The 271-nt window shown below is 56.8% G+C and carries 1 protein-coding gene; it reads left to right on the top strand.

Annotated features, from left to right (window positions below):
* Positions 1–271 (top strand): pyridoxal-phosphate dependent enzyme (locus tag E0702_RS17465; protein ID WP_132045775.1); only part of this gene is annotated, 271 nt, incomplete at its 5' end.

Raw genomic sequence — 271 nt, 5'->3', positions numbered from 1 at the left:
CATTGCCGACGGGTTGAAGGTGCCTCTCAAGGACCTCACATGGCATTTCGTGTCCAACCATGTGAGCGATATCCTGACCGCCAGCGAGCAGGAGATCATCGACGCGATGAAGCTCACCTGGCAGCGCATGAAGATCGTGATGGAGCCGAGCTGTGCTGTGCCGCTGGCCACCATTCTGAAGAACAAAGATAAGTTCGCCGGCAAGCGCGTCGGTGTGATTGTGACGGGCGGCAATGTCGATCTCGACAAATTGCCGTGGATCACGGGCTAA

This window comes from Halomonas marinisediminis (genome assembly GCF_004347715.1).
In the GTDB taxonomy this organism is placed as follows: Bacteria; Pseudomonadota; Gammaproteobacteria; order Pseudomonadales; family Halomonadaceae; genus Halomonas; species Halomonas icarae.
This window is presented reverse-complemented; position numbering and strand designations above follow the sequence as displayed.